General features: G+C 59.1%; 8 protein-coding genes. All 8 read left to right on the top strand.

The window, feature by feature from the left end:
• A partial coding sequence (locus B2W52_RS16740; RefSeq protein ID WP_286803775.1) for an LPS-assembly protein LptD occupies positions 1-1,142 on the top strand: 1,142 nt, incomplete at its 5' end.
• A 64-nt stretch (positions 1,143-1,206) separates the two neighbouring features.
• Positions 1,207-2,547 carry a peptidylprolyl isomerase gene (locus B2W52_RS16745; protein WP_008173372.1) on the top strand — a complete coding sequence of 447 codons (1,341 nt, stop codon included), beginning with the start codon at positions 1,207-1,209 and terminating at the stop codon, positions 2,545-2,547.
• Positions 2,547-3,557 carry a 4-hydroxythreonine-4-phosphate dehydrogenase PdxA gene (pdxA, locus tag B2W52_RS16750; RefSeq protein WP_008173369.1) on the top strand — a complete coding sequence of 337 codons (1,011 nt, stop codon included), beginning with the start codon at positions 2,547-2,549 and terminating at the stop codon, positions 3,555-3,557. The genes B2W52_RS16745 and pdxA overlap by 1 nt, the downstream gene beginning before the upstream one ends.
• Positions 3,554-4,384 (top strand): 16S rRNA (adenine(1518)-N(6)/adenine(1519)-N(6))-dimethyltransferase RsmA, encoded by an 831-nt coding sequence (gene rsmA / locus B2W52_RS16755; RefSeq protein ID WP_008173367.1) that lies wholly within the window; start codon positions 3,554-3,556, stop codon positions 4,382-4,384. Before pdxA ends, rsmA begins: the two co-directional genes overlap by 4 nt.
• Positions 4,377-5,177, top strand: a complete 801-nt coding sequence (locus tag B2W52_RS16760) for a symmetrical bis(5'-nucleosyl)-tetraphosphatase (RefSeq protein WP_273071047.1) — start codon at positions 4,377-4,379, stop codon at positions 5,175-5,177. Before rsmA ends, B2W52_RS16760 begins: the two co-directional genes overlap by 8 nt.
• A gap of 43 nt (positions 5,178-5,220) precedes the next feature.
• A complete protein-coding gene (locus B2W52_RS16765; RefSeq protein WP_092030488.1) occupies positions 5,221-5,580 on the top strand; it encodes a DUF423 domain-containing protein in 360 nt (119 codons plus the stop codon).
• 26 nt (positions 5,581-5,606) lie between these two features.
• Positions 5,607-5,807, top strand: a complete 201-nt coding sequence (gene thiS, locus B2W52_RS16770) for a sulfur carrier protein ThiS (RefSeq protein ID WP_008173362.1) — start codon at positions 5,607-5,609, stop codon at positions 5,805-5,807.
• 66 nt (positions 5,808-5,873) lie between these two features.
• Positions 5,874-6,504: thiazole synthase (locus tag B2W52_RS16775; protein WP_286803776.1), on the top strand; the 631-nt coding region annotated here is incomplete at its 3' end.

Genomic DNA, 6,504 nt, shown 5'->3' on the forward strand with positions numbered 1-6,504 from the left:
GTGCCGACGTGGACAAGCCCTATGCCCAGTTGCCGGAAGTGATCTACGCAGGTCAGACCGGCGCAGGGATTGTGGAGGCGAACCTGGAAAGCCAGTACACGGTGTTTTACCGGGACAACGAAGCACTGACCGGTCTGGATCGGGCCAACGGGCAGCGTTTCCGGGCGCGGCCGGAACTGGCGTTGCCCATGCGGGCGTTGTGGGGGTTCAGTCGGCCGTCGGTAAGCGTGGATTACACCCGCTACAACCTGGACGACTACGTCCTGGGGGATGGCAGTTTCGATCGCACCGTGCCGGTTGCCGAGTGGGATAACGGGTTGTATTTCGACCGACAGAGCCGCCTGTTTGATGTGCCCTACAACCAGACCCTTGAGCCCCGGCTGTACTATGTATGGGCCAATGCGGACGCGGATCAGAATGACATTCCTGACTTTGACACCGACCTCCAGACGTTCCGGTTTGACCAGCTGTTTCAGCCGGATCGCTTTACCGGCGGTGATCGGGTAGGTGACGCCAACCAGTTGACCGTGGCCCTGACCAGCCGTTTCAATGACCTGCTCACCGGTGCCGAGCGGGCCAGGTTCAGTATCGGCCAGGTGCAGTACTTTGACGACCGTGAGGTAACTCTGTTTGGTGAGGGTGGCGGAACCCGGAGCCGCTCTCCGCTGGCGGGTGAGGTGGTGCTCAACCCGCTTGATACTCTGGAGATCCGGTCGTCTGGCCTGTGGGATCCCGACACCGGTGATACCGAGGAAGGTCGAAGTCAGCTGACTTTCCATTCCAGTGATTACCGCTACCTGGCCAGTCTGGGGCACACCTATAGCCGGGATGAACTGGAACAGTCAGACATTGCGACGGTTTTCCCGGTGACGGACCGTGTTAGTCTGATCGGCCGCTGGGTCTACGACTCAAGCCTTGACCGTACGGTGGGGTCCCTGGCCGGCCTTGAATACAACAACTGCTGCTGGAGCATTCAGGTGGTTCACCAGAATTACCTGACTTACGACCGGGAGCTTCAGGGGCGCATACTGTTTCAGATTCAGCTGAAAGGACTGGGTGGCAGTGGTGGTGCCTCATCGAGTATTTCCGAGGCCATTTACGGTTTTGATGAAAGGGAGAGTCGTCGTTTTGGAACTCCCTGACTGGATCCCGGACTAAGGCCCCCAAAACGCCAGAAAAGCTCAAATTCTATTTGTAGAGGTGATTATGAAGGCGACCCTTCGCCATGGTGTACAAGCGTTACTGGTTCTTCTAGCCGTCCTGGCCCCGTTGTCTGTTCAGGCCGAGCGTAAGTTGCTGGACCAGGTAGTGGCCATCGTCGATGAGGATGTCATCCTTCAGACCGAGTTGGAGGCCCGAATCAACACCATCACCAGTCGCCTTAGTGCACAGGGCACGGCGCTGCCGCCAAGGCAGGTCCTCGAAGAGCGTGTGCTTGACCAGCTGATCACCGAATCGATCCAGATGCAGATGGCAGATCGGGCCGGTATGCGCATCAGCGATAACGAGTTGAACGAAACCATGGCCAACATTGCCGAACGCAATGGCATGAGCCTGCCGCAGTTTGAAATCCAGCTCGAAGCCGAAGGCGTGACTTACAACCAGGCCCGCGAACAGATCCGCAAGGAAATGCTGACCAGCCGGGTTCAGCAGCGCCAGGTCGGCAACCGGGTTCGGGTGACTGATCGGGAAGTTGAAAACTATCTGGAAAGTCTGGAGGCCCGTGGAGGGAATAACGCTCAGTACCGGCTGGCGTACATCTTTGTGAGCGTAGACGACCCCTCTGATGAGGCGGAGGTGGATGCCGCAAGGGAGAAAGCCGAGCGGCTGCGCAGTGAGATCGCCAATGGCCGTGATTTCCGCGAAGTGGCTGTTGCCGAGTCTGATGCCAGTAATGCCCTGGAAGGTGGCGATATGGGCTGGCGTGCCGAGGGTCAGCTGCCGTCTCTGGTTGCTCCGGTCGTGCCGGAGCTGCCGGTGGGTGAGCCCTCAGACGTCCTGGAAAACAACAGCGGCTTCCACCTGGTAATGGTGATGGACAAGCGCGGCGGCGAGCAGCAGCAGATGATCCAGCAGCACCGTGTTCGTCACATTCTGGTTCGGCCTTCCGAAGCCACGACGGACAGCCAGGCTGAAACCGTGATCCGGGATCTGTACCAGCAGCTTCAGAATGGAGCCAGCTTCAGTGCGCTGGCCAGAGAATACTCCGATGATCCGGTGTCTGGCTCCGATGGCGGTAATCTGGGCTGGGTAAGCCCGGGCCAGATGGTGCCGGCGTTTGAGCAGGCCATGCTCGATGCTGATATTGGCGAGTTGCGCGGGCCGTTCCGTTCCCAGTTTGGCTGGCACATTCTGCAGGTTCAGGAGCGCCGCCAGAAAGACATCAGCGGTGATGTGCGCGACGCCGAGGCCCGCCAGGCGATCTATCGCCGCAAGTTTGAGACCGAACTTCAGAACTGGCTTCAGGAGATCCGCGATGAGGCCTTTGTCGAGTTCAAGGGCGAGTACGCCAAGGACGAACCGGCGGAAGAAGAGCCAGTCTCCTGATGAGTAATCCCGTGGTGCTGGCACTGACGGCCGGCGAACCTGCCGGCATTGGTCCGGAGTTGTGCCTGCAACTGGCTCTTGAGGCCCGGAGTGCAGGTGTGGTGGTGGTTGCCAGCCGGCCATTGCTGGAGGCCCGGGCGAAGCAAATGAACCTGGCGGTTGAACTGCGTGCCTGGCAGCCCGGAGAGTCGCCGGAAATGGAGGCAGGCCTGCTGTCGGTTCTGCATGTGGACGGTTGTGCCAATCATGAACCGGGCACACTGGATACCGGCAGCGGTGCTTATGTGCTCAGAGCGCTGGAAGTCGCCGCTAACGGCTGCCTCAGCGGCGATTTTGACGGCATGGTGACGGCGCCTGTCCATAAGGGCGTTATCAACGATGCCGGCATCGCGTTCAGCGGCCATACCGAGTTCCTGCAGGAGCTCTGCGGTGTGGATCGTGTGGTCATGATGCTGGCGACCGAAGAGTTGCGGGTTGCGCTTGTTACCACCCACTTACCGCTCAAGGACGTATCCGCCGCCATTACCCCGGAGCGCCTGACTCAGGTAACGCGAATTCTCGATGCTGATCTGAAAAAGTTCTTCGGTGTTGCCAGGCCCAGGATACTGGTGGCCGGCCTGAATCCTCATGCCGGCGAAGGTGGCCACCTTGGTCGGGAGGAAATCGACACCATCGAGCCAACCCTGGAGGCTCTGCGTGCCGAAGGCATTTCTCTGACCGGACCTTTACCTGCGGATACCCTGTTTACCCCGCACTGGCTCGACCAGGCCGATGCGGTTCTGGCCATGTATCATGATCAGGGGCTGCCGGTGCTGAAGTTTCAGGGCTTTGGGCGTGCGGTGAACATTACCCTGGGGCTGCCGATTGTGCGCACGTCCGTGGATCATGGCACGGCTCTGGATCTGGCGGGAACCGGTCGAGCCGATGCCGGCAGTCTGCATACGGCCCTGAAGATAGGCGAGCAAATGGCTCGTTGTCGAAAATCTGCAATTGAAGAGACCCGTTCGTGAGCAACAAAGCCGGCCACCAGGCCAGAAAACGGTTTGGCCAGAATTTCCTCCATGATCCGGGAGTCATAGAGCAGATCATCCGCGCCATTAACCCGAAACCCGATGACGCCATCGTGGAAATTGGCCCTGGACTGGGCGCACTGACCGAGGAAATACTGGCGGTGAACCCGAAGCTCCAGGTTGTGGAACTGGATCGGGATCTGATTCCGGTGCTGCGCACCAAGTTCTTCAACTATCCCGAATTCCGGATTCACGAGGCGGACGCACTCAAGTTTGATTTCAGCCAGCTCATGGTGGATCGCCCCCTGCGGATCATCGGTAATTTGCCGTACAACATTTCCACACCGCTGATTTTCCACCTGCTGTCCCAGGCCGGTGTTGTGCAGGATATGCACTTCATGCTGCAGAAAGAGGTGGTTCAACGAATGGCAGCGGTGCCGGGTGACAACAATTACGGGCGTCTTGGGATTATGACCCAGTATTTCTGCCGGGTTCAGCCGCTGTTTGAAGTTGGGCCCGGCGCTTTTCGACCGGCGCCCAAGGTGGATTCGGCGATTGTCCGATTGGTGCCTCACAAGACCCTGCCACACCCGGCGAAGGATTTGACGACACTTCAGGCCGTGGTCCGCACAGCCTTTAACGCCCGGCGGAAAACTCTCCGCAAGGCACTGGGCGGCATGGTGTCGGCCGAACAGCTCCGGAGCCTTGGCATCAATGACGGTCTGCGACCGGAGAACCTCGCACTGGCCGATTTCGTGGCGATTGCCGACCTGCTTTTTACCGAGAAGGGTGCAGCCAATCCGGCAAACGAGGTAAGTGATGACTGACTACGCGATCGGCGATATTCAGGGCTGTTACGAGCGTCTCAGGGATGTCCTGGAGAAAGTGGATTTCTCTCCCTCCCGTGACCGTCTATGGGTGGCCGGCGATCTGATCAACCGCGGCCCGTCCTCGCTGGAAACCCTGAGATACATCGAGAGCCTTGGGGATTCGGCGGTCGTCGTGCTTGGCAATCACGACCTGCATCTGCTGGCGGTGTCCCTGGGCGGTCATCAGACGCGTCGCAAAGACACCCTGTCGGATATCCTTGACGCTCCGGATTACGAGCCGCTGGTTAACTGGCTCCGGCAGCAGAATCTCTGTGTTCACGACCCGGCCCGGAATCTGGTGATGACCCACGCCGGTTTGCCCCATATCTGGACGGTCAGCCAGGCAATGGAGTGTGCCAGGGAAGTTGAAGCCGTGATCCGGGGCGAAACCGCCGAGGAATACTTTACCCACATGTACGGCAATCAGCCCGAGCGCTGGGACGAGTCCCTGCAGGGAATGGACCGCTGGCGGGTCATTACCAACTATTTCACCCGCATGCGCTTTATTGCCGAGGATGGCTCTCTGGAACTGGCGGCCAAGGAAAGCGTCGACAGCGCGCCGGAAGGTTACCAGCCGTGGTTTCATTTTCCCCGCAATGACGATGTACGGGTGGTGTTTGGCCACTGGGCAGCCCTGGAAGGAAAAACCGGTAGTGACCGTTTTATCGGCCTGGACACCGGGTGTGTCTGGGGTGGCGCACTGACCATGATGAACCTGGATTCGGGAGAAAAGATCCACTGTGACTGCTGAATCCGTACAACCGGCCAGGAGAGGGATTCTTCGGTTACCGCTGTTGGCAGGTGCTTTTCTGGCCCTGGTGGCAGTGATGGCCGGCGCTTTCGGTGCACACGGGCTGCGCAATCTGGTCAGTGAGCGGGGCCTTGAAGTTTTCCAGACCGCCGTCACATATCAAATGTATCATTCCATTGCGCTGGTTCTGCTGGCATTGCTGGCCGGACAGGGCCTGCCCAGGAAATTGCTGGGTTGGTCGGCGGGATTCTTTCTGGCCGGCATCCTGTTATTCAGTGGCAGTCTTTACCTGCTGGTGCTGACAGACATCCGCTGGATCGGCCCGATCACGCCCATCGGCGGGGTGTGTTTCATGGTGGGCTGGGCGCTGTTAATAACCTCCGGTCTCCGCCGGAACAAGTAGATGAATACAGAGGGTCAGGAGTCACGATGCAGGTTCAGGTAAATGGCGATCAAATGGAGCTGCCGAGTGGCGCCACCATTGCCACGCTGATTGAAAAGATGGCGCTGGCCGGCAAGCGGCTTGCGGTTGAGGTTAACGAGGACATAGTGCCAAGAAGCCGGCACCCGGAATTTACTCTGAGCGATGGCGACCGTGTAGAAGTCGTTCACGCCATTGGCGGCGGATGAACAGTCTGCCCAGCCCACCCATGACGGCGGTTCCCATCCTCCCGTAACAAACGATTCAGGAACACTATGACAGAGACATCCGAACTCCAGCTTCCAGAAGACAGACCCCTCGAAATTGCCGGACGGGTTTACCAGTCCCGTTTGCTCGTCGGTACTGGCAAATATCGTGACATGATGGAAACCGGACATGCCATTGAGTCCAGCGGTGCGGAGATCGTCACCGTTGCGGTTCGTCGTACCAATCTCGGCCAGAATCCGGATGAGCCGAACCTGCTGGATGTGGTTTCCCCGAGCAGTTATACCATTCTGCCCAACACGGCCGGCTGCTATACCGCCAAAGACGCCGTACGCACCTGCAAGCTGGCCCGGGAGCTCCTGGATGGCCATGATCTGGTGAAGCTGGAAGTCCTCGGTGAGGAGAAAACCCTTTATCCGAACATGACCGAGACGCTGGTGGCGGCCGAGGAGCTGATCAAGGATGGCTTCAAGGTCATGGTCTACTGCTCCGACGATCCATTGCTGGCCAAGCGTCTGGAAGAGATGGGCTGTGTGGCCATCATGCCCCTCGGTGCGCCAATAGGTTCCGGCCTGGGGATCCAGAACCGGTACAACATCCGCCTGATTGTCGAGAACGCCAGGGTGCCGGTGCTTGTGGATGCGGGCGTCGGCACAGCGTCGGATGCCACCATCGCCATGG

The organism is Marinobacter sp. UBA2498, from assembly GCF_002341575.1.
GTDB classification, from domain to species: Bacteria; Pseudomonadota; Gammaproteobacteria; order Pseudomonadales; family Oleiphilaceae; genus Marinobacter; species Marinobacter manganoxydans.